The 21,242-nt window shown below is 53.3% G+C and carries 20 protein-coding genes; 3 read left to right on the forward strand and 17 right to left on the reverse strand.

Going from position 1 to position 21,242, the window contains the following annotated elements; translation table 11 throughout:
- Positions 1–140 precede the first annotated feature (140 nt).
- The 4 genes from LC083_RS00005 to LC083_RS00020 all read right to left on the reverse strand — a co-directional run bounded on the left by LC083_RS00005 (position 141) and on the right by LC083_RS00020 (position 5,674).
- On the reverse strand, positions 141–1,316 hold the full coding sequence (locus LC083_RS00005; protein ID WP_226698669.1) for a hypothetical protein: 1,176 nt from the start codon (positions 1,314–1,316) through the stop codon (positions 141–143).
- 20 nt (positions 1,317–1,336) lie between these two features.
- On the reverse strand, positions 1,337–3,475 hold the full coding sequence (locus LC083_RS00010; protein WP_226698670.1) for a GumC family protein: 2,139 nt from the start codon (positions 3,473–3,475) through the stop codon (positions 1,337–1,339).
- Positions 3,472–4,197, reverse strand: a complete 726-nt coding sequence (locus tag LC083_RS00015; protein ID WP_226698671.1) for a polysaccharide biosynthesis/export family protein — start codon at positions 4,195–4,197, stop codon at positions 3,472–3,474. The genes LC083_RS00010 and LC083_RS00015 overlap by 4 nt, the downstream gene beginning before the upstream one ends.
- A gap of 70 nt (positions 4,198–4,267) precedes the next feature.
- On the reverse strand, positions 4,268–5,674 hold the full coding sequence (locus LC083_RS00020; protein ID WP_226698672.1) for an O-antigen ligase family protein: 1,407 nt from the start codon (positions 5,672–5,674) through the stop codon (positions 4,268–4,270).
- A gap of 170 nt (positions 5,675–5,844) precedes the next feature.
- On the opposite strand from LC083_RS00020, the gene LC083_RS00025 reads away from it, so the two are divergent.
- Both LC083_RS00025 and LC083_RS13945 read left to right on the forward strand, forming a co-directional pair.
- Positions 5,845–6,555: a tyrosine-type recombinase/integrase gene (locus LC083_RS00025; protein WP_264187012.1), complete on the forward strand. Its 711-nt coding sequence runs from the start codon at positions 5,845–5,847 to the stop codon at positions 6,553–6,555.
- Entirely contained in the window at positions 6,552–6,782 is a 231-nt protein-coding gene (locus LC083_RS13945) for a tyrosine-type recombinase/integrase (protein ID WP_319003406.1), read from the forward strand. The genes LC083_RS00025 and LC083_RS13945 overlap by 4 nt, the downstream gene beginning before the upstream one ends.
- 94 nt (positions 6,783–6,876) lie before the next feature.
- On the opposite strand, the gene LC083_RS00030 is transcribed toward LC083_RS13945, so the two are convergent.
- From LC083_RS00030 to LC083_RS00085, 12 genes are all read right to left on the reverse strand, one after another.
- A complete protein-coding gene (locus LC083_RS00030; protein ID WP_226698673.1) occupies positions 6,877–7,974 on the reverse strand; it encodes a glycosyltransferase in 1,098 nt (365 codons plus the stop codon).
- Positions 7,971–9,263, reverse strand: coding sequence for an oligosaccharide flippase family protein (locus tag LC083_RS00035; RefSeq protein ID WP_226698674.1), 1,293 nt, complete (start codon positions 9,261–9,263; stop codon positions 7,971–7,973). The genes LC083_RS00030 and LC083_RS00035 overlap by 4 nt, the downstream gene beginning before the upstream one ends.
- On the reverse strand, positions 9,247–10,017 hold the full coding sequence (locus tag LC083_RS00040) for an acyltransferase (protein ID WP_226698675.1): 771 nt from the start codon (positions 10,015–10,017) through the stop codon (positions 9,247–9,249). The genes LC083_RS00035 and LC083_RS00040 overlap by 17 nt, the downstream gene beginning before the upstream one ends.
- Positions 10,014–11,180: a hypothetical protein gene (locus LC083_RS00045; protein WP_226698676.1), complete on the reverse strand. Its 1,167-nt coding sequence runs from the start codon at positions 11,178–11,180 to the stop codon at positions 10,014–10,016. Before LC083_RS00045 ends, LC083_RS00040 begins: the two co-directional genes overlap by 4 nt.
- Before the next feature lie 8 nt (positions 11,181–11,188).
- The gene (gene pseI, locus LC083_RS00050) at positions 11,189–12,244 is read right to left on the reverse strand and encodes a pseudaminic acid synthase (protein WP_226698677.1); all 1,056 of its coding nucleotides are present in this window, start codon (positions 12,242–12,244) and stop codon (positions 11,189–11,191) included.
- A 158-nt stretch (positions 12,245–12,402) separates the two neighbouring features.
- Positions 12,403–13,056, reverse strand: a complete 654-nt coding sequence (locus LC083_RS00055; protein ID WP_226698678.1) for a formyltransferase family protein — start codon at positions 13,054–13,056, stop codon at positions 12,403–12,405.
- Complete coding sequence (pseG, locus tag LC083_RS00060; RefSeq protein ID WP_226698679.1) at positions 13,053–14,159, reverse strand: UDP-2,4-diacetamido-2,4,6-trideoxy-beta-L-altropyranose hydrolase; 1,107 nt, start codon at positions 14,157–14,159, stop codon at positions 13,053–13,055. Before pseG ends, LC083_RS00055 begins: the two co-directional genes overlap by 4 nt.
- A 58-nt stretch (positions 14,160–14,217) precedes the next feature.
- Positions 14,218–15,525 carry a hypothetical protein gene (locus LC083_RS00065; RefSeq protein ID WP_226698680.1) on the reverse strand — a complete coding sequence of 436 codons (1,308 nt, stop codon included), beginning with the start codon at positions 15,523–15,525 and terminating at the stop codon, positions 14,218–14,220.
- A 3-nt stretch (positions 15,526–15,528) separates the two neighbouring features.
- Positions 15,529–16,230 (reverse strand): pseudaminic acid cytidylyltransferase, encoded by a 702-nt coding sequence (pseF, locus tag LC083_RS00070; RefSeq protein ID WP_226698681.1) that lies wholly within the window; start codon positions 16,228–16,230, stop codon positions 15,529–15,531.
- On the reverse strand, positions 16,227–17,378 hold the full coding sequence (gene pseC / locus LC083_RS00075; protein ID WP_226698682.1) for a UDP-4-amino-4,6-dideoxy-N-acetyl-beta-L-altrosamine transaminase: 1,152 nt from the start codon (positions 17,376–17,378) through the stop codon (positions 16,227–16,229). The genes pseF and pseC overlap by 4 nt, the downstream gene beginning before the upstream one ends.
- A complete protein-coding gene (gene pseB / locus LC083_RS00080) occupies positions 17,378–18,376 on the reverse strand; it encodes a UDP-N-acetylglucosamine 4,6-dehydratase (inverting) (protein WP_226698683.1) in 999 nt (332 codons plus the stop codon). The genes pseC and pseB overlap by 1 nt, the downstream gene beginning before the upstream one ends.
- A gap of 206 nt (positions 18,377–18,582) precedes the next feature.
- Positions 18,583–18,969 (reverse strand): MarR family EPS-associated transcriptional regulator, encoded by a 387-nt coding sequence (locus LC083_RS00085; protein ID WP_226698684.1) that lies wholly within the window; start codon positions 18,967–18,969, stop codon positions 18,583–18,585.
- Between the two features lie 242 nt (positions 18,970–19,211).
- On the opposite strand from LC083_RS00085, the gene nusG reads away from it, so the two are divergent.
- Positions 19,212–19,727: a transcription termination/antitermination protein NusG gene (nusG, locus tag LC083_RS00090; RefSeq protein WP_226698685.1), complete on the forward strand. Its 516-nt coding sequence runs from the start codon at positions 19,212–19,214 to the stop codon at positions 19,725–19,727.
- 27 nt (positions 19,728–19,754) lie between these two features.
- Here the strand turns inward: nusG and LC083_RS00095 are convergent, their stop codons facing one another.
- Positions 19,755–21,095 (reverse strand): sugar transferase, encoded by a 1,341-nt coding sequence (locus LC083_RS00095; RefSeq protein ID WP_226698686.1) that lies wholly within the window; start codon positions 21,093–21,095, stop codon positions 19,755–19,757.
- Positions 21,096–21,242: the final 147 nt, after the last annotated feature.

The following is a 21,242-nucleotide window of genomic DNA, read 5'->3' on the forward strand; positions in this document are numbered from 1 at the left end:
ATCTCCGCCTCACGCAGCTTGGCGATGATCTCCTCCGGCTTGTGCTTTCTTGCCATTCCATTCCTCCTTCGTGGCCATTTCTAAAATAGAAAATGGGCCACTCAGAAGGGGGCAGATCACGGTTATGAACAAAAGAACAGTCACTTTGCCGAGGAGATTGTCAAAGGAGAAATGGCTCCCCTCAGAGCAGATTGACCGGACCACGCCCGCCCGAGAAGGGCGAGCTTAACGTACTGACAAGCCGATGGAACTTCACTGACTGAGAGTGATAATCCGCTTTGACGAAATCCCGCTTCCGAGATCGGTTCGTCGCTATCCGCACAAGTCACGACGATTTTTACATCGTTCGAGAGGCTGCTGGGGGAAATCCGATGCGATGCGGAGATGGAAAACGGAGTATCAGGGGCCTCTATAATCCGTTCGGCAAACTGCCCTCCATTTCCAGGCCGGATGTAAAGCTCGAGCTCCTCAGATTCTTGGCTTTTCTGCGCTCGAAAATCAGCGGTGTCGATAAACCTCCAGTCGAAGGGCTCGAAGGTAGATACCCACCTCAAGACTTGTCTAGTCCTTCCGCCATGGGCCGTCTCGGATAGCTGGCGATATAAGGCGAAAGAGGCATCAAGATCACCCTCTGAGGCAAAATTGCGCAACAAGGCCTTGTCAAGCTCCTGGTCGCCAAATGACTGTCGCGAACGCAGTTCGACAAGATTTTGAAGCGCCTCTGATTGTCCGATTGCATAACTGAGAAAACGTTGATGCCAAGGAGAAGACCCGTCGATTACTCGTGAAAATTCTTCTACCGCTCCATCTTGTATAAATACTCTTATCAAGACCGGAAAAAGTTCTGTAGACCTTGAAGGGCGAACACGGAGAATTTCGTCTATCGTGCCGACTGCACCTGGGTAATTATCCGCCAAGACTTGCTCTTGAAGAACTAAACCTTGAAGGCTTGCCTCACGACGATTCAACCGCGAAGCGAGATTGACGATTTCAGTGCGCAGCCTTCCCTGAGCTTCAGCAAGCGCGAGAATTGCATGCGATTCCGGAGTGAGAGGCTCCCTCAAATAGGACGACCGGGCCCACACCTCCACGCTCCGCGCCGCTGCCTCCGGTTCCTTTGAAAACGCGACGGAAGATGCGAACGCATCGGAAGCAAAATTCTCTTGCGCCAAACCATTCAGCGGGAACAGGTTGGCTGCAGTTGCTGGCGCTTTGCTTGTCAAAGCTATCCCAGCAGACTGGAAGCCAAGCCCAGCAGCCAAGAGAACACATACAAGGCTAACAACGGAAAACCTGAAAGGTTTGGCGAGTTTCATGAATGGGACCTAGCCTGTCTTTATGCCTTTTCAACTTTTCCACTCTCGCCGTAGCCGTAGCCGTAGCCGTAGCCGTAGCCGTAACCGTATGCGGAATTCTTTTGGCTCACCTTGGTCACGACCGCGCCGTACACCTGGGCGCCGGATCGCATCAGCCGACCAAGTGCATTTTCGATGCCACGGAGCTTGATCCGTTCAGTCTCAATCACAAATATTACCCCGTCCACGGCTTTGGACATTTCAATAGCATCTGCCAGCGCGAGCATCGGTGCGCCATCGATCAGCACCTGATCATATGAGCCTCTAGCTGCCTCGATGATTTGTGCAAACCGCTCTCCCGCCAGAAGCTCTACCGGGTTGGGCGGAGTATGCCCCATGGGAAGCATATCAAACCCAAACTCACTGAGGGTTATAATTTGCGACGCCAAATCAGATTTCTGGTTGGTTAGCAGCGCAGTTAGGCCGCCCTTGTCGTAATCCTCAATTCCGAGAGTATTCCGAAGTTTGGAGTTCCGAAGATCGGCATCGATGAGCAGTGTACGCTTACCCAATTGGGCGAAGCTCGCAGCCGTTCCTAACGTTGAAATACTTTTTCCTTCTGCCGGGACAGATGAAGTGAACATCAACACTTGTGGCGCACCCTGAGGGGTGAGGAAGTTTATATTCGTCCTTACTGTAGTGTACGCTTCGCTAATCTCAGAAGATCGCTCTGCGACCTTGTCAGCCATTTGCCCGTCGTCATTACGTGGAATGGCGCCCAGGAGAGGTATGCCAAGTCGCCTTCGGACATCTTCTGGATCTTGCAAGGTCTGGCTGAGCGCAACGCGCAGATATACCAAGCCCCCAGCGATAACTAAACTACCCACTATGGCAATCAGGAGGTTCTGAATTAGCGACGGCGCATAAGGCTTATCGGGCGCTTCCGCCAGATCGATGATCTGGATATTATTTTGTCCAGCGCCAGACGCCTCGAGCTCCTTGAAGCGTTGTAACAATGCAGCATAAATCTCACGGTTTGTATCGACTTCGCGCTTGAGGATACCATAGCTAATGCCCTGCCCTTGCTGACCCAAAAAGCGCCGCTTGGCCTCTTCCAATTGTCCGCGCAGTTCAGCCTCCCTGACGCGAGCCCCTTGAAGCGATGCACGAGCGCCGTTCGAAATTGCAGAATTCAATGAGGTTACTTCAGCCTGCTTTTCCACGACCTCCGGATATTCCGGACCATAGTTGGATCGCAGCACCGCAAGCTCTGCTTTCGCCTCACTCAGTTTCGTAAGAAGTTCGTTACGAGGATCATTCCCAGCAAACTCACCCGCCACTACCGCAGCCTGCGCACTGACTCGATCAGCCACTGCCTCGGCAAGCGCTGTATTCAGAGCCTGCAAATCGGCACCAACAAGTGTTTGCCCAGCGCTCTCAGCTCCGGAATCCTCTCCCGAATTGAGCACGAGAATTTCGTTTGCATTCGCGTATTCAACGAGCTCTCGCTCAGACTGCGCCAACCGGTCTCTGAGTTCAGCGATTTGACTTTGCAGGAAATCGCGGGCCTCAATGTTAGCCCCGAAACGTTTCTCGTAATTGGCGGCCACGAACTCCTGCGCCCATAAATTCGTAATCTCCGCCGAAACAGTAGGACTTGGGCTGGAGAACCTCACATCAACCAGACTTGACTGGGTAATAGGGTCGATACTGATGTTTTCCAGGAGCGCCCTTTCGATTGAACGATTGAGATCTAAATCCTCATCAAAATCGAAGGCTTCCAAAAATTCTTGATCTCGGGACAAGTTGCCCGCTTCCAGCACGCGTTTAGCCATGAACTGCGAGACCAATAGCTCGTACTGAGTGTTGAGATACTGCAACTCCGAGACCAGTCCGTCTGAGTCGAGAGAATCCAAATTAGTGACATCGGCCGTAACCTGCGACACCTCCAACCGTGACTTAGCCATGTATACAGGTGTGGCGAGGAGAGTAACCAAGACGCCAAGCAAAACGCCCAGCGCGATTATCCCGGCAAGCCAATACTTTAAATCGAGCGCCTCATGCCAGTAGCGCTCTAGGTCCAACGCGAAGGAGGCGTTATCACCGATTTCGTTATCGGAGGCCTGAACCTTGGCATTCTGCTCCAACACCCCAGGCGCTGCGAAATCAACTTTGTTCATCGCCCAATCCTATCGATCAAAATTGCTGAGGTCGAAAGCAAGGGCGCAAAGCGCAAAATATTATCAAGTCGTCTCCTTGCGGGAGAATCCCCCACGATGACAATGTCATTGGGATAAAGTGTTGGATCGGCATAATTACCGCGCTGAATAGCTTGGATGTTATAGGCCCCTATGTAGCGCTGGCCCGCAACTGTGCGCAAAACCAGAACATCCTGCAAATCAGCGTATTCCGCAAGCCCACCAGCCTGGTTCACAACTCGCAATAGTGATTGCCTAACGGGGACAGGGTACTCTCCCGGCTTATTTACCTGCCCGCCCACCGAAACTGTTCGTGGCGGAAGCTCGCTGGGCAATACACGCACTTCAGGATTCAGAAGATACGTTCCCCGTAAGGAATTAGCAATCAAGTCCGCTGCCTCGTTGGGCGCAAGACCGTCTATCTCAAGTACACCCAGCAAAGGGAAAGAAATGCGCCCAAGCCCATCGGTGAGGTATGTACCGCTCAGCCGCTCTGCACCAACAACTTCAATTTCCAAAGACTCTTGGGGACCTATGACATATAGGTTCTCAATTTGCGGCGCAGGCAATTCTTCAAGCTGCGCTATTTCAATCCCCGGCGCGTTACCGTAGGTACGGTCGGTCGCGCACCCTGACAACGCGATAGCGGCCGCTAGGCCGGCAAAACCCGTTCTCAATTCTCTCACAACACGTATTCTTTTCATGCTGGGCGCATTAGCGCATTTCTGACGCCGAGAAAGTCAGTTTATCGCTCAGAAGGATTGTCCCGGCGATTCATGTGTCTTCCGCGTCACGATAATCGCGCGAGAGAGCCAGCAGGAGCCAAATCAGGACAAGCTGAAAGATTGGCGTTCTCAAGGGATAGTCCACTAGCGACGCTGCGCCGATTATGCTGAATATGCTGATCCAGAAAATTCCTAAAAAAGGCCCCGCTCGGCCACGAAATATTCTCAATATGGATTTTACCAGCCACACAGTCAATCCAGCCAACAAGGCCCCCGCCATAACCCCGCCTTCAATGACGAATTGCAACCAGTCATTGTGGGCTTGGTTCACATACTGTGGCATCAAAAGTTCCGATGGCTCGTAGATGTGGTAAACTTGTTCAAAGGAGCCGAACCCTGAACCGACCAACCAGTGTGTCGAGAGCATCTCGGAAATGATGGGCAGAATCGACCAGCGCAAATCTGCAAAACTGTCTTTCGCTAGGATATCGCTGAAGGCGGGTGCCCGGCCAAGGGCGATAAAAGCAAAAATGGTCAAGGACAAAACCAAGAGCGGCAGAGCCGCGACCAGGTAGGGGCGCCGCTCGCTCAACCGACTAAGTTGATCAGAAGTAGATTTTCCACTCCATCGAGCTGGCGACACGCCAATCATTCCTACTGAGGTGAGTGCTGCCCCCAAGCATGCGACAAACCCCGCACGCGATCCACTAACCAAAGCTACGAAGACTATAAAGAAGAAGGAAGCGGGGTAGAATATGCTCAACCATCTCGCGCTCCGATGCATTCGCGTTTCTATGCCAAGCCTCGCGACGACCAGCAGCGAGCAAGCAGCGAAGACTGCCGAGTGGTTCTCATTGGCAAAAATGCCGACTGCCGAGCCCCAATTGGTAAGTTCGTAAAAATAGAGGGGGCTGGACCGTCCCGAGATCACTTGCAGTAATCCCAGCGCTGCATTCAAAATTCCCAGTCCAGCAATAATTCGAAGTAGATCCTGGGCCCTTGCTCTAAGGGCAATCGCCATCAGGAGTCCTGCCGCGGGAACGACTAAGCTGCCGAGGGCATTCCATGTTCGCATAGGGGTCAAGGAGAGCGGGCGCCAGACATCGGCGTACCCCCACGCGCGGTCCAGTTGTTCGATAGCATTTCGGCCAGCCAATGCGTGCCAGATATCCGGAGGCAGCGGAACGAGCTGCAGCCCAACGAGCATCACGAATAGAACAAAGAGAGAGACGAGCGCCGCCTCTCGCTTAAGGTCATGCCATGCGAGATAATAAAGCGCAGGGATTAGAAGCAAGCCCGACAAGGCGCGCAGTGGTACGATTTGGATCGCATCATACCTTGAAGCCCCCCCGAAGAAGGCCGCCACAGCGGCGACGAGCACTAACAAGATCCACCCCTTGGATGACTGAATTTCAAACGGTCTGTAAGGGGAGCGGCGGCTGGAGCCCTTGGCCATCAGATACTATTGACCTTTGCAATCTCAATGGTGCAGAAAATTTAGTGGGCTGCCTCTGAAGGGAATACCAACTGATTGCAAGCCCGCGGCGGCATGAACCGGGACAGCTTGCGCGAGGACAGCTAAAACCCAACATCTTATGTACGGCGGTGCACTTTAAGTGCAGTTATATGCACCAAATACGCATTTATCCTAGCCGCGACTGGCGCTCCGAATTCAGGCGCCTTGAGGGCGCCTATGCGCCATCAACAATGCGCAGTTACCGCGCCGATGTCGAGGCTTTCGAAAACTGGTGCGTGGAGAACGGTATCATCCAACCCTTCCCCGCCTCCGTCGAAACCGTCTGCCGATTCCTCGAAGACCAGGGGGAGACCAAGGCCCCGTCAACCATCCAGCGCCGGCTCTATGCGATCCGCAAGGTCCACCGCTTGATCAGGCTTCCCGACCCGACCTATGACGAGGACATCAATCTCGCCATGCGCAAGGTCCGGCGCCAAAAATCCATTCGCCCGCGCCAGGCCAAGGGACTGACGCGCGACTATCTCGAGATTTTCCTGGAAAGCGAGCCCGATACCCCGTGGGGCCTGCGCAATAGCGCGATGCTGGCGCTTGGCTATGAATTGCTCACGCGGCGATCTGAACTGATCGCGCTGCGCAATCAGGATATCACCGAGCGGGCAGATGGCACGCTGAGAGTGCTGATCCGTCGAAGCAAGGCCGATCCCTACGGCCAGGGGCGTATCGCTTTCACATCAAAGCGCACGGCCGACTTGCTTCGGGAATGGCTTTCCCGCCGCGGCCCAGAAATCGAGTGGCTGTTCTGCCCGATCTACCAGGGCAAGGCGATCGCTGTCTCGAGACAACGACAGTGCGACGGGTGATCAAGGAAGCGGCGCAGCGCTGCGGCCTGCGCGCGGACCAGGTCGCATCCTTCAGCGGCCATTCGATGCGAGTGGGCGCTGCGCAGGACTTGTTGAAGCGGGGGTTTGATACAGCCGCCATTATGCGCGCGGGCGGCTGGAAATCAGTGAATGTGCTCGCCCGCTATCTGGAAATGGCTGAGCACAACGTTTGGCAAGGATCTGGATCGAGGCAGGCTTCTTGGTAAGAGAGGGCGCTCCCCGCCAACAAGTGAAAACTAGGGAGCTGAGTTCGGCAAACATCACACAAATATATTCGTATGCTGAAGTCGCTCAAATTCGCTAAGGTTTAGTTTCACGATTTAGCACTTCCTCGTAGACTTCGAGGAATCGTGCGCTCATCAATTCGCGCGAGAACTCTTTTTCGAAGCGAGCCCGGGCACTCTCGCCCAATCTAAAAATCTCCTCTGAATCAGCCAGAAGGAAATCCAGAACTTCAGCCAACGCCTTCGGATCTTCAACTGGCACGTTTATACCACTAGAATTCACCCAAGGCACTCCGCTGCCAGGAATGTCAGTAGCGATGATAGCTCGTCCTGCACGCATGGCTTCCAGGAGGACGACTCCGAAGGCCTCCAGTCGATTGACCGAGGGCAAGCAGAACACAGCCGCTCCCGCAAACTGCTCTTGCAGCCGCGCCTCATCCACACGCCCCATGAATGTTACTCGGTTTGATATTGCAAGGCGTTGAGCCTGCTTCTTTAGTGCAGTCTCTTGCGGTCCGACACCAACTATGCGGAATTCCGCGTCGCTCTCGACCCTTGAGATAGCGTCCAGTAGCACGCTTAGCCCTTTGTAGGGAACCAGCCTGCCGACAAAAAGCACGTAAGGGCGCTGTACACTCTTGGACTCCGGTGGATTTTCAAGATCAGCAATGCCGATAGGTATCACCTTGATGCGATCAGAGAAGGGGGCGAGCGCCGCAGAGGTATCGCCATACGCCTTGGTTGTCACAACCACTAGGCTAGCGCGACGAAGCATGGCCCTTTCAATTGGGCGCACAAGGCGCCCCATGATTCCTTTTCCTGCAATATCAGCGTGCCAATGAACTATTGCGGGTGTGTGACGTGGGAGCAGACAAACTGCCAGTGCCGCCAATACGTTGGGTGTATGGACGTGAACTAGGTCGGCATCTTGCCCCGCGCGTATGCAGGCTTGAACATAACTGAGAGCAAGCGGTTGTGAAACTTTCTCAGCCCACACTCTAATCCGCCGAAGGGTCAGCCGCCCCTTGCGCTCCATGCAAGCGGCGCCACGGGTGAAGCAAACTACGTCTACATTGTGGCCCTTGGCAGCGTGATCTTCGGCCAAGGCCTCCGTGACGCTTTCAATACCGCCGTATTCAGGCGGATAATACTTCCCGAAATGAACAATTTTCATAAGAAAAGCTCAGTCAAGGCTATCAATAGGCCCGCCCCTGCGGTGCAGGCCGCCACCGATAACCACAGCCTTATGAAGAGGTGGCCCAACCACCAAGATACTGCGCATTGCAGCGCATAGAATCCAGCCATCAAACAAAAATGTCCGAGAATGAAGCCATGCAGAAGGTCACTGATCTCGACTGACTGGGCATGGTTCCAAACCCATAGGTAAAGCGCTCCTAGCCCAATCAAAAGATACGGCGCGGTCACAAGTGTAACGCGCCCAGCGATCTGTAAACGTGAATTTATTAGATCGTTCAGCGCGATGGCCGACCAGAGAATTGTCTGCACTAGTAAGACTAGACCTTCGGCACGGTAGGCCGCAAAGACTTCGACAAAGCGCGGCCCCAGCAGCCAACCCAGCCAGGGTTCCAGCAACCAAAACGCCGCTGCCATGGCGCTGACACCGAGCACGATTATCGTTAGCCGCTGGCGCAGTGATTCTTCGGACCACGAAAAGATGTGGCGAAAAAAGCCTACGATAAGGATTTGGTGCCCGACTAATGGAATCGTTGTAGATCTGAATAGCACAGCATAAAGCCCAACGGCTTCAACTCCGGAGGATTGGCCTAGAATTAGTCGCCCTGAAGAACTTAGTATAGCAGTTAGCAAACTGCTTAACATCAGCGGCATTCCCAGTTCAAAGTTGCGCCTTAGATCCTTTGCGTCAAAGGAGCCGGTTCGAGCGCGGACCAGCTTTGCTAAAGTTACCGTCATCAGGCCGACCGCATAGATAAGCAGGGCTACCGTAATCGTGCTGTCAGGAAGCCACTTACCCGTTAAGGCGATCAAACCGGCGCCCAATACGGCCACGCCCCAGAAACCCGCCTCGACAAAAACAGCACTGGTCGAGCGCCCATCAGTCTTCAGCAAGGTAGCCCAAAACCCCTGCAAAATCAGAACTGCTATGGCCAGCAGCACGAGCACCGGAGTCTCATAAAGGCTACGCATTCCTGCCGCTGCCAGACCCGCCGCCAAAAGGCTAATCCCTGCCAGGGACGCGATCAGCCCCAGCAATGTGTCCCATCGGCCCGCGACCTCATCGCGCAGACGTATTAGCGGAACAGTCGCCGGAAGCCCAAAACCCAGCAGCAATGCCCCAATCGTGGCATAAGAATGCGCCAATTCAAATTGGCCATAGCCTTCCAATGAAAGCAGGTTTGCCAATACGATAGGCGACGCGAAAAGCAGGGCACGCGCGACGCCAAATCCTGCGCTGAAGCGCAAGATACTAAGCAATCGAGTCATGCTTTCTGTAGACGGTTTCAACTAGGTTCTGCGCAACAACTCGCTTCATATCTTTACGTGTTGCAGGCTCCGCTGGCAGTTCCACTCTTCGCAAAGGGCCCGATACATAGTGCCCCTGTTCATAGAGGTTCTTGCTGATCGTCGTACCAACGCCCACCATAATGCCGTCAGCAATCGTAACTCCCCCTGTAATGATAGATCGGGAGCCTACGTTTACATTGTTGCCAAACCGCACACCCCCATCAATTCGATAGCGTTCGGGACCACAATTTGAATGTACATATCCGTGTGTCCAAATCTGTGTGCCTGCGCCAGCAAGTGTGCAATAAGCACCGAAGTGGACGGAATTCATGCAGTCGATTTTGTGACCCGCAGTGATCTTCGTTAGCTCTCCAAGCTTAAGATAGGCGGGCCCATAACTTACCCCCAAGCGGGCGCGGGTCACGACATTGCGATTTCCGATACCAGCACGTTCACCAAGGATCACGCCAAATGGTCCCTTGAGAAAATTCATATGGCCGAAGTAAGCACCTCGCCGCAAAACCACTCGCTTCACGCAAACTAGCGAGAAGTGTCCAACACGAGCCCCACGATCCAGGCACAACTGATCGACATAGACAAAGGAGAATCCAATTCGCGCTCCGGCCGCTACCTTATGGCCCAATAGGCGCAAACATAAAGATAATGGTGTAGACGGGAGAATTAGACAAAGTACGCAGGTGATCACCTTTCTCAGGTTCTTGGCGCGCCTCATTGTCTAAGTCCTTCATGCCCATGAAAGAATCCCCAAATGAAGATCCAAAATAGAATGGCGGCGTTGAGTGATTGGATGAATGGAAAGACGGCCATAGCAACACCAATCACAAGAAAATGAAAGGATTTCTCATACCCTATTTTTTTTGCCTTGGCGAAGGCGCCAATCAAAAATATTAAGTAAGCAAAAAGTGATAAGAAACCTGCGTCCATCAATATCCTGAGAAAGTCACTCTCAGTTGAGCCAATGACGCGGTTTGCATAGCCAAGATTACCAAAAGCGGCATTTGCTGCGCTATAATTCAGGTAATGCGAAAGATTTTCCTGCCAAAAATAAATTCGTGCCGAATTACCTGATGACGCTAAATCAAAGGCTGCCGTAAAGAAGCTGGGTAGAGACATGATTTGCGGCGCGAGATATAGAAAGATTGCAGCAACCAGAATAATCAGAAATCTCCTAATGGAACCAGCTGCCGAGAAAATTCGCGCAATGAAAAGCGAAAACATGAGGATAATTCCCAGCCTGCCGTACGCGAGGACGGCACCGATAGTGCCGAGACCGATATTCAGAGTTTTTGGGGATAAGAGCGCAAACAGGATGTAGAAAGCGACAGCACTCAAGGGTCCTTGAAACAGTCCCTTCGCCCTCATTACGCCCGCGTGACCAGCGAAATGCGTGTTATCCAAGATAGATCCGTCTGCTGCGACGACCTCAAAGATGTATGCGCCAATCACTTGCTCATAGGCCTGCAAGACCACACTTACTATCGCGTGGACGATCATAAAGGACATGAACATTGATCTCGAGGATCTAGAAATAATGAGCCCGATGATGGGGGCAATCAGGTAATTGCTAAAGGCAAAGCCTCCCGCCATGGAAGTATTGATCAGAGCAAGAATTCCAAAAGTAAAGGCGACAATCACATCGTAGTTTGAAAATCTTGCGGCGCCTGAGATAAGAATGGCAACCACCCCACTAGCTAACAATAGTGTGGCATCGACATTTGTCAGGCTTGGGCCGATTGCGTCTCGCAAATACACCGAAACATAGATCGTCAGACAGCCGAAAAGGAGTAGCGCGCCTTGGACAGACGGCCACTTGACTCCGTTATTGGGAGGCCTTGATTTTCGTGCCTTTTGGGCCTGAAACCCTGTCGGAAGCATTGACTTCCTCAATCCAGAATGCGGGGGGGCGATAGTACATCCCAACTACAAGGCGAATTGGCCGTAACATCTCGTGCAACTCGCCGGCCAATTACTGCATCCAGGTATTTGGGTGCCAGTCCGTAGCCCGGACGCACAGAACGAATTGCGTCCGCAGTGACGACGTCTCCGGCATCAAGGTCCTTTACGAAATAGAGTGAGCGGCGGAACGTGACATTGCCGATCTCGCTTGACTTTCGGCCATAGTCTACGCGCCCGACCGCCTCCCAGGCAGTGCGAACACCGTTGCAGAGCTCTTTCAACTCATGCGGCTCTAGAGAGAAGCTGTCATCAGGACCGCCCCCCGAGCGATCAAGCGTGAAGTGCTTCTCTATCACCGAGGCCCCCAACGCAATGCTTGCGATCGCTGTGGCGTTGTCCAGCGTGTGATCGGAAAGGCCTACCGGTACGCCCCAACGACGCGCCATGTCAGGTATGGTGGCAAGATTGTAGTCAGACGCTGGAGCAGGGTAACCCGAAACACAGTGCAACAAGGCAAGTTCCTTACAGCCGCCTTCACGCGCCGCCTCCACTGCCTCGCCTATCTCCTCCTCGTCGGCCATTCCGGTAGAAATGATCATCGGCTTGCCAGTCGAGGCGACGTAGCGAATTAAAGGTAAGTCTATCACTTCGAATGAGGCGATTTTGAAAGCCGGCGCGTTCAGGTCCATCAACAGGTCGACAGCGGTGGTATCGAACGGAGATGAAAACATAGTAATCCCAATCTTATGGGCGTGCTCGAATAGTGGTTTGTGCCAATCCCAAGGTGTATGGGCTTCATCATAGAGATCATAAAGAGTGCGCCCATCCCACAATCCGCCCTTGACTACAAAGTCTTCGCTAGTGGCGTTCAGAGTAATGGTGTCAGGGCGATAGGTCTGTATCTTGACAGCATCAGCACCCATCTCTTTCGCGGCATCGACAATACGCAACGCCTGTTCGAAGTTTCCGTTATGGTTAGCAGAAAGTTCGGCAATGACGTAGGGGGGGTTCTGAGCCCCAATCGGGCGCCCTGCGATTTCCATACTTAGTTCTTCCATTTTCTATGGTGTGAGCTCACCGACAGCGAGAAAGTCTCGGAAGCGGGCGGCTCGCGCTAAATGCTACGGCTGCGACTAGCCAAGAGCCAAGCGGTCAATATGATAGAAGATCGGGCTCCAAGGCCCTGTAAGAGGCGTTGGCGTCATGTTTCATCATGGTCCATCTTCCTAAGTGTAATCCTATATTTGGCCCCTCGATAATTCATAAAGGCAGGATACCGATCGGGGTCAGCGACACGTAGTAGATCAAACTGCTCGGCGATCGACTTTTCTGAATCTATCTCGCTGTCTGAGGGGCTCCTTCTTGGGTACCATGTTCTCCCGGCCTCGGCCTGAGGGGAGGGGCTTTCCCCATTCTTTACCATTCGGATCCCTTCATCGATCAATTTTAGCTCCGCATCAAACAGTAGGGAATTAATCTCGTCAAATAATGCGGTTTCGGGAACGTCGAACTGTGTCTTGGCCCAAACATCGCCTGTATCGACCGGATCGGCCGCCTCAATCAACGACAGTGTTAGAACCTTTGCGCCCGCAAGGATCTCCCAAATATGAGGGCTCCATCCTCGGCCTTTCGGCAAATCGCTTGCATGCAGCACCATTGTGCGGCCAAAATTCGCGCGCTGCTCTTCGGAAACCAGGTGGGAGCATGACACCAAGAACAGGATGTCGGCAGGTCTGAGTTCATCCAGCGCATGCGCGATCTCAACATCGTGAAGAAGTTCGTTATCTTCCTTCCATGCCTTCAACCGGGGAACAACCGGATGCTCCGGGTCTGAACAAAGAAATGCAATCCTCATTCCTGCTCCTGCATGTGCTTTAATACTCGGGACGTCCCCTCGCCGTCACAAACTGCGGCGGCTTTTCGAGCCAAAGAGCGATAAGCATCTGGACTCACAAGCGCCCGAAAGGCGCCAGAGAAACGCAATTCGAAGTCGTCCATTTCTGGGCGCCCGAGAGAAATAGCTGCGCCAGCCTCTTGTAGCGCCGTCGCGGCAGATTGCTGATTGTCTGCAAGGGTGACGATGAAAGTCGGCAGCCCTAGGCAACAGCGCTCCCAGCTCGTTGTACCCGCACCGCCAATACAAAGATCGGCTCCTGACATTATGCTAGACATATCCGACGATCCGACGACGACCTGTGTACTAACAGGCATTCTACGAGCGCGTGCCTGAACGGGCTCCACCCATGGCGCAGACGCCCCCAAGACTACCGTTATTCTCTCGAGCCATTTGATTTCTAATCTCGCCAGCATGTCGAGAATTCTCATCGTCACATTATCGCGATCAACGCCGCCCAACGAGATCATAATATGAGATATTTGTGCAGCCTCGCGGCGCTCTAAAGTTTGTTCTCTCGATGCTGCGAATTGAGGGCGCAAGAGAGCATAGTCTGGACCTATCAAACGACAACAGCCTGACGGGACAAGATGATCATAGTCGCCTTTCTGGCGGCCAAGGTTTTGGTCCAACAACAGATCCGCAGAATGTTGGCGATCGGCAAGGTCATCGATCACCAGGATCTTAGAGCTTTTTGTTACCGCAACGTCCTGCCAACGATGATCTAGCCCATAGTGGTCTACAACTACCCAACTAGGGCTGTATTCAGCAATATATCGCGCACTTTCTGATGCGTCTTTTAGCCATGGCACCCCCAACCACGCCGCGTGTGGCGGGACTTGCGCACCAAGCATTTCGATAGGCTCCAGGGGGCGCCTTAAGCACTTCACTTTATGGCCTCGAGAAACGATCAAGTCCGCGAGATGGCCGGGATGCTCCCTACACAAGAAGAGCGACTCTGATCCTTGCCCTGCCAGCCCGTCAGCCAAGGTGAGACATCGCATGATATGGCCGGTGCCGATTTCCAGAGATGCGTCTGTTCTGAAGAGAACGCGACCCGTCATCGACACAATCCTCGGGGCGCCGCAGCTATCTCGCTTTTTCTAAAGGACACCATGTTGCCTAGGCTTCAATTTCCGAAGCAATTGCACTGGCTACCAGCTCTAAGTTTTGAGGGTCAACTGCGCGACGATCGAAAAGCGGTTCGTTGACTATGCCGGGGTAAGAAACTCGGACGAAGTAATCCATCAACTTTGTTGCGGAGGCCTCATTACCAATGCCAGCTTCAGGCTGTTCAATCAGCCGCGCTACACCATCAGCTATTGAGTCGGCGTGAAAATTTGGAAATTCTGATTTGAGCACGGGGTGCCTCAATGCAATGCACCTCCCTTTACCGAGTACGGCTTCGAACGCCACGGTGCCAGTCACGGTCAAAGTCCCCAGGGTTTGGGCCTGCGCATCTGCCATGCTGAAATTAAGAGGCAGGAGCACCAGTCTCGATTCACAAGATGCCAACTCAATGAGTTCATCTGTGAGCTCATACTTGGCTTTGGGATTTGCCTTAACCGCAACGCTGACATGCCTCGGGGTAGCCCGCAACATCTCCCTAAGGGTTACAACCTGTTCGGAAAATGGATGCCCCCATACATCGAGGTTTGCTTCAGGCTGCATCTGCAGAGGATAAAGCAATGCAAGCTCATTCGAAGCAATTGGTCGCGCCATGGCTGTCCATTGTGCAATCCGTTTTCGAAGCAAATGACTGAGGATCATTTTGCGCGAAAACGATGGCGTATTGTAGCGCTCGCCAGCAAGCCTGGCTGCCCAGCCAAACGCCGCGTCCTTGGTTGCTCGCAGTTTACGCATGCGATCAAGCTTGCGCATGTAGCTTGGAATAGTCTTACCCGTTGATACTGACCTTATGAATTCCAACGTCCGGTCATGAGGCCAACGATCGCCGCTCCCACCCAACGGATTCTGAGTATCTCCCTCTAATATCATAAACCTATCAGGGGGGTATCGGGTCATACTGGGGTGCAGAAAACGAATGCCCCGTTGGCGACAGACTCTAACTGCTATTTGTTCATGAAATAGCGTAGCCTCGCCGATCACCACGTCAGGACCAAAGGCGTCAAGAGATCGCTCAATCTGCATCGCGTAGTAAGAGTAATGCGAGTTGCCGTTCCCAAAGTGGCGCCGCCCTCTATCAGCAGAAAGTAAGATATCGAGCTCTTCTGCGGGTTCAGTCAGTTGTTCCGCCTTAGGGTAAGGGATGACTATCACAACATCCCCAGCTGCAACGGCTCCTCGCGGTGTGAAGGCGTGATTTTGAACAATCCAGCCAATATTGTGTCCGCGCTTACGCAAGACATTGGCTATGCCTGCCCAGAACTGCGTTTTGCCCCGGTTCTCAATGAAGCAAATCTTGCTCATTTTTCAATCGTGGAATGTAGCCTGCTGTAATAGCGCCGACATTAGGAATTCGGCTCGCACCCAGTCTTCTTCGGTGTCGATATCTTGCACCCGGTAGCGGGGAAGCGTCATCCCATGAGCCCCCGGCGCAAAGATTCCGAGCCCCGGTTTTGACCACTCGGACGCCCGGGCCCAATAAAACTGCCCTGCGTCATGCCACGCCTCTTCCAGATCCTGAGACCGCGTAAGCATATTTGCGGGCTCGATCATTTCGATTCGGCCATCCCCAAACCTTCGAAGCGCCCGCTGAATGGGAAAAGCGTAACTTGTCACCGAGACAACAAAGCGGGCTTGCTGACCTTCAAGGATCTCCAGCCCTTCCACGAGATCGTCAGCTCGTACAAAAGGCGCTGTGGCATAAAGGCAGCATATTGGTTCGCCAGGCATCACGCCCAATCGAGATACCGCATCTGCAATGACGGGTGCTGTCGTGGTCGTGTCGTCTGAAAGTGATGGGTCACGGCGAAACGGAACTTCAGCGCCTACTGCAGAAGCTATTTCTGCAATCTCATCATCGTCGGTTGAGACCACAACTCTTTCGAAGCAGCCAGCCTCCTTGGCCGCTGAGATTGACCATGCAATCATCGGCTTCCCCAGAAATTCGCGGATGTTTTTCCGCGGAATCCGCTTGGACCCTCCACGCGCAGGAATGACACAAACCGTCATGGCACAAAGGTCGATCGTATCGATTCAACAACCAAGTTCTGATCCGCTTCGGTCATGCCTGAATAAAGCGGAATGCTGATCGCCCGCTCGTAATAATCCTCCGCAATCGGAAAATCGCCATCTGCAAAACCAAGATCCCTGTAGTAAGGCTGAAGGTGCACCGGGATGTAATGCAAGTTCACCCCGATGCCATCCGCCCGCAACGCCTCAAAGATCGCGCAGTGGCGCGTTTCGTCCTGCAGCCGAACAACATAGAGATGAAACGCCGAGCGCGCTCCCTCCAGCCGTCCTGGGAGATGCAACGGCAGATCGGCAAGCAGGGCATCATAGCGCTCGGCCAACGCGTTGCGGCGATCAACGAATTCCGACAAGCGAGTCAGCTGGCTAATGCCGAGCGCCGCTTGCATCTCGGTCATGCGATAATTCCAGCCCAAGTCGATCTGTTGATAGTACCAGGGTCCATCTGGTTCATGGGTCATCAACGAAGGGTCGCGCGTTATGCCATGGGAACGCAATCGCTCCATCCGGGCAGCAAGTTCCGCGTCGTTGGTAAGCGCCATTCCGCCTTCGGCGGTGGTGATAATTTTTACTGGGTGAAAGCTGAAGATGGTAATGTCGGAATACCGGCATGAGCCTATTGGCTGGCCGAGGTAACTACCGCCTACGGCATGGCTTGCATCCTCGATGATACGAATACCGTAGGGATGCACCAGCTCAGCAATCTCCCGGGTGGCAGTCGACTGGCCGCACATGTGAACCGGAACGATGATCTTGGGGAGCCGTCCGGCGGATTTCGCCTGTTCCAGCTTGGCGGCCAGCGCCTTTGGGCACATGTTAAACGTGTCGGGATCGATGTCGACAAAATCGACATCTGCACCGACATATCGGGCACAGTTGGCAGAAGCGACGAAGGTAATCGGGGAGGTCCACAACAAGTCACCGGGCCCAAGGCCCAGCGCCGCACAAGCGATATGAAGCGCAGATGTCGCGGAGTTCACAGCCACCCCATATCTGGCACCTACTCGATCTGCGACAGACTGCTCGAAGCGAGCCACCACGGGGCCTTGGGTAAGAAAATCAGAATTGAGTATCTCAACAACGGCGTCCACGTCCTGTTGCGAAATGCTCTGGCGGCCGTAGGGTATCACTATATTGCCCCAATCTTCTTGTGGTTCGCTTCAATCCAGCTGGCCAACGCATCGAGCGGCATCCACTCGGGATTGTTTTCGCTCGTGTAGGAGAAATCTTCAGCCACCTTCTGCCCCTGCTTTATCCGCGTCTCGTCGACCGCCCAATCGTTGATCGCAGGTAGGATCTTGAAATGCTCATCGTACTCATAGGTGAAGGGTGCGTCTTCAATTCCGATCATCTGCTCGTGCAGTTTTTCACCTGGGCGAATACCGACGACTTCTTGCCTCGCTTCTGGCGCGATAACGTGGGCGATGTCTGTCACCTTCATTGACGGAATCTTCTTCACATAGATTTCCCCGCCGACCATGTCTTCGAAGGCATGCCACACCAATTCCACACCCTGCTCGAGACTAATCATGAACCGTGTCATCCGGTTATCAGTGATCGGCAGGGTGCCGTTATCCCGAATTGACATGAAGAAAGGGATGACCGAGCCACGCGACCCCATCACATTACCGTAGCGAACAACGCTGAAGCGGGTCGCGTGCTCTCCAGAATAGGCATTGCCTGCGACAAACAATTTGTCCGACGCTAATTTTGAAGCGCCGTAGAGATTGATGGGGCTGGAGGCTTTGTCGGTCGAGAGTGCCACTACCCCCTTTACGCCCTTGTCGATCGCTGCATCGATCACGTTCATCGCGCCGTTAACATTCGTTTTGATGCATTCGAATGGATTGTATTCGGCCGTTGGCACGATTTTCGTGGCGGCCGCATGGACAACGTAATCCACGCCAGAAAATGCCCTGTAAAGCCGTTCTCTGTCTCGTACGTCGCCGATAAAGAAACGGACGCGATTGTCGTCGTCAAACAGCTTCGCCATTTCCCACTGCTTCATTTCGTCGCGGGAAAAGATAATGATTTTCTTGGGATTATATTTGGCGAGTGTCATTGGGACAAATGTGTTTCCGAACGAACCGGTTCCGCCGGTAATAAGAATTGTAGATCCGGTTAGCATCTAGGTCTCCTGAGGTGCTAATTTGCGTTGTTTGCGTCGCGTTTCATTGAATGCAGCAAATATTCGGGCGTGCCCTTAACGTTGAGGGGGTGTTTTGCAACTAAGCTTCCATCGCTTGGGTTCCGGACACCGACAAACCAAGAGCATCCGGGAAAGCCCCAAACCCCCGATAACGCAAACTCTCGAAATCCCGTGCGGCACCGTGATCACCCATGCCCCTTGCGCGACCGGACGTCCTGCCGATCTTCGCGCTCATCTGCGTTGATCTCAGCCTTCAACTCCTCGATCTCGCGCTTCAAAGCTTCGTATTCCTCGAGTTTGCGTGCGAGAAATGTTTTCGTGATCGCGGCCTTCTCGGCGAGCCCTTTGGGCGTCAAAATGTAAGCATAGCGGCGCTTGTCGTCACTCGCACTGAAGTTTCCCAGCTTGAGCAGACCCCTTTCCACCAGCGCACTCAGGACGTAATGCACGCCGCCGACGCTGATCCCGACCGCCTCGGCAAGTTCGCGCTGTGACATTTCTGGCTTGGCTTCCAAAAGCCGCAAAACCCGGAAGCGAGCATCTTCCTGCAGATCCGCCTTACGAGAACGCATTGATAATGCGCAAGCTACCGCACCAAGCCTGGCACGCACCAAGCCGGGACGTAATGGAGCCGACGATGTGGCATTGCCATTGCATCGTTCAATATTGAGCGGTAACAATACCCACGCCAAACGCAACACTAATTTGGATTTTTCCGACAAACCGCTACGCCCAACCCTTTCGTCAGAGCATCTCTGCGAAGAATGCGCGACTTCCCGTGGCGTTTCAATATCTTAAAGTGATGCCCCTCAGAATGAACAGCACCTCGCCATCAGCATGGTTTCTCGCGCAATTGAAGCCGAACTGCGGTTCAATTGCCGAACGGAACTTGGCCCAGCAAGGGTTTGCAACCTTTCTTCCCATGGAACGAAGGACGAAGAACAAAAATGGGCAACTGATTCAGGTGAAAGTTCCGTACTTCCCCGGATACATCTTCGTTAGGGACGATGCCCGCGCTTCCCCTTGGCGCGCCATCCATTCAACTTACGGCATATCCCGACTGGTAAGTTTCGGGGCCCGCCCTGCGCCTGTACCTCCAGAAATCATCAACCAATTGCTGGAATGCTGCGATTCCCACGGTTGCATACAGAGGCTCGATCAGTTCGCGGTTGGCGATGAGGTCCAAGTTTGCGACGGCCCCTTGGTGAACTTTACAGGCATAGTAGATAAACTGGCCCCCGCTGAGAGAGCTTGGTTATTGATCGACATCATGGGAAAGGCGACACGCTCTCTCGTCAGATGCGCAGACCTGCGACTAGCTAGTACGTGATTGACCACTAGTTGCGACCAGGGCCTTCTATTTTGCTCCGAATCCGGAAAAGACCACTTTCACGGTGCGCAAAGCAATAACAAGATCGAGCCAATATGAAAGATTCTTGACGTAGTAGAAGTCGTATTGGAGCTTCTCATCGACCTCGTCGATCTCGGCCACATGACCTTGGTTCACCTGAGCCCAGCCACTGATACCCGGCCGAACCATGTGACGATAACGGTAGAATGGAATTTCACTCTCATACCACTTCGAGAGGCTCACCGCTTCCGGCCGCGGGCCGATCCAACTCATCTCGCCCCGAAGGATGTTATAGATTTGGGCGAGCTCATCGAGGCGAGTGCGGCGCAAGAAGCCACCAATTCTCGTGATCCGCGCATCGCCTGACTTGGTTATGGAGAGGTCACGGACCCCACCATTATGCCCATGGGTCATTGTGCGCAGCTTTAGTACGTCAAATTCCATACCGCGAAAGCCCATCCGCCGCTGGCGAAAAAAAACAGGCCCCGGGCTGTCGTGCTTTATCAGGATCGCACAGATACCAATTATCGCAATGGCTATCGGCAACACCGCAATAGCAGACACCAAGTCGATCGCGCGCTTCAATTTCTGATATGAAAAGCTGGGCAGAAGTGCCCCGAAATTATTCTCAGAGAGATGGTCTATTTGAACCTTCCCGGTCTCAGCTTCCCATACCTGCTTGTAATGGTAAATCGGACGACCGGATATCGCAGCGTCCGCTAAGAACCGCTCCCATTTTTCTCCGAGATCCGCATGAAGATCAGCGACGATTGCGCAATCAGGTAAACCCGCGAGCGACGCCGACTTGAGCATGCAAACCGGTGCAGATTTGATTTGAAAGATCAGATCCGACCGACCGCCAGGTACTACATAGTAAAGCAACCCCTTCGCACGGCTTCGCATTGCCGTAATTGCAAATCGCGCCAAAAGCACCCCAAAAAAGCACGACAAAATCAGCTTGTTGTAATATTCCAACCTCAATCCAGCGATCACGCCAATCATCACACCGAACATGAGTGCAACTACCGGCAAGATTGATCGAGCTACCGCTACCCCTGGAAGGTAGCGTAGTCGCCTTAAAATGCCGATCGAGAACAAGGCACAAACGCCACTTCCAACCAATGAATTGGTTACGCCGGGCTGAGTGAGCCAAGCCCAGGTTTCCACCGGGCCAACGGGTCGACCACCATCAAAAAATGCAAGCACCACAAGCGGAAATGTAACGCCGAATAGCAACACGAATGCGAGTTCGAAACGCAATGAATGCACTAACCCGCGCCGAACAATTGGAGAAAGGAATGGCGCTGACAATTTTTTGCTCCGAATCACCTTGATACGCTGCCGCATCCACCCGCAGCGCAATCATCAAACTGGCTTGATTATATGTTCATATTGAACAGTCTTTGCTCCCTTAGGAGCCTTTTTTCCAGGTTGCCAATCTCATTTGATACGAAGCGGTTTTTAACGCTCTTAGCCATGTTGAGACAAACCCAG

Origin of the sequence: Qipengyuania gaetbuli, from assembly GCF_020524765.1 — a bacterium.
GTDB classification, from domain to species: domain Bacteria; phylum Pseudomonadota; class Alphaproteobacteria; order Sphingomonadales; family Sphingomonadaceae; genus Qipengyuania; species Qipengyuania gaetbuli_A.